We start from the raw sequence: 2,085 nt of genomic DNA, 5'->3' as shown, positions 1-2,085 counted from the left end.
GGGAGGGGGACCGCCGGCGAAGCCGGTGGTGGAGGGGCGGCTGCGCAGACAGCCGGGAACATCTCGGCAAAATTCCGCCGTCTGCGCGGCGGCCCCTCCGTCAGCGCTGCGCGCTGCCACCTCCCCCAGCGAGCTGGGGGAGGAATTGGGTTACGCCAGTTTCGCCAGCAGCGCCTCTGCGGCGCCCTTGTCGGTAAAGCCGGGGGTGGCGAGGGCGGCGCGGGTTTCGGTCACGGCCTCGTCCTTGCGACCGGCATCGGCATAGGCCTGGGCCAGTTGCCAGCGCAGCATCGGGTGGCGCGGGGCGAGGGCGACGGCCTTGCGCAACAGCTCGATCCCGCCCGCCGTGTCGCCGCCCTGCGCCAGCGCCCAGCCCATCGCGCCGGCGACCGCCGGGTTGCTCGGCGCGATCAGATAGGCCGCTTCGGCATAGCGCGCGGCGCGGTCGGGCTCACCGGCTCCGGCATAGGCGAAGGCGAGTTCGGCCAGCAAAGCAGCGTCGCGATTGCCGATACGCAGGCGGATCGCTTCCAGCGAATCGATCGCCGTATCGAAATCGCCCGCCGCCGCCTGCCAGTGCGCCGAGAGGCGCAGTGCGGACAGGTTGAACGGGTTTTGCGACAGGAACAAAGCGAGCGTGGTCGAGGCAGTCTGGCGCTGGCCCGATCGGTCGAGCGCCTCGACCAGTCGGAGCATCGCCGGTTCGTCGAAGCGGATGCCGGCGGCGGTCTTGTACCATGGCACCGCGTCGCCGGGGCGCTTGAGCAGCATCAGCACGTCGCCGACCAGGCTGGCCGATGCGGGCGCGCCGGGGTTGCGCTGAGCCACAGCCTGCGCGCGGGCAAGCGCTTCGCCGCCGCGGCCGTTTTCGATCAGGCCGCGCAGCAGCGGAATCAGCGTCTTGGGATCGTCGCCACCCGCCTTGCCCGCTGCGGCGGCGAGGATCGGGAGCGAATCGTCCGAGCTGAACCAGTCGGGATTGTCGCGCACGGGGAGCGCGGCGCGGTCGAAATAGCGTGCCGCCTCGGCCCGCTCGCCGATCCGTTCATAGCCGCGCGCGACCAAAGTCAGCGCATAGGTATCGGCGTCGCCGCGCGCGACGACCGGGCGCAGCACGTCGATGCCGTTCTTCGACGCGTCGGCGTGGAGCAGGGCGGCGGCGAGCAGCTTGCGCGCATTGATGTTCATTGGCTGCAGCGTGATCAGCGTGCGCAGCTTCTCGATCGCGCGGGCATAGGCGCCCTCCTCCAGATCGAGCGCGCCACCGAGCAGCAGCCCGCCGGGCAGCTGGCCGACGCCGCCGCCGGCACGAGTGAGCAGCTGACGGGCGAGGTCGAAACGCTGTGCGCGCGCGGCGAGGACGGCTTGCAGATACAGCGCCTGCGGGCTGCGCGGGCGGACCTCCATCGCGCGGCGGGTGAGGTCGAGCATCGCGCGGGTCTGCCCGGCGTCGCCAAGCGTTGCGGCATATTGGATCAGCGTCGCGTGGCGATAGGGGTCGCGCTGCAACGCGCGGTCGAACCAGGGGAGCGACGCGACGAGGCCATATTGGGTGCGGACCAGCTCGCCGCGCAGCAGCAGCGCGTCGGTGTTGCCCGGGTCGAGATCGACCGCCTTGGCGCTCGCCTCGATCGCGCCGACCACGTCGCCGGCGTTGAAGCGGAAGCGGCCGAGTTCGGTCCAGGCATCCGCGCTCTGCGGGGCCAGGCGGACGGCGGCGGTCGCCGCCTCCTGTGCGGCGGCGAGGTTGCCGCCCGCGACATAGGCGCGGGTCTGGACGCGCAGCGCGTAGAGGCGATCGGCCTGCGGCGCCTTGCGGCTTTCGACCAGAGCGCGGCGGGGGTCGCCCTGCAGCAGGATCGCGTGCGCCATCAGCGCATGGGTGCGCGCCGGGGCGATGCCGCTGTCGAGCGCGCGGCGGATCGCCGCTTCGGCGGCGACGCCTTCGTCGAGTGCGAGGTTGGCGCGGGCGAGCGCGAGATGCGCCTCCCCCCACGCCGGATCGGCGCGGACTGCGCTGAACGCCTGGCTGCGCGCGGCCGAGGCGTTGCTGGCCTTCAAATAGGCTTCGCTGCGCGCCAGCGC

Annotated in this window: 1 protein-coding gene; it reads right to left on the bottom strand. The window is 72.4% G+C overall.

Annotation, left to right across the window (positions count from 1 at the left end):
• Positions 1 to 150 precede the first annotated feature (150 nt).
• A partial coding sequence (locus tag AX681_RS15760; RefSeq protein ID WP_066682470.1) for a tetratricopeptide repeat protein occupies positions 151 to 2,085 on the bottom strand: 1,935 nt, incomplete at its 5' end.

The sequence above is a fragment of the Sphingomonas sp. CCH9-E2 genome, from assembly GCF_001557215.1.
Classification (GTDB): Bacteria; Pseudomonadota; Alphaproteobacteria; order Sphingomonadales; family Sphingomonadaceae; genus Sphingomonas.
Note: the sequence above shows the minus strand (reverse complement) of the source record. Positions and strands in the feature narration are given on the sequence as shown.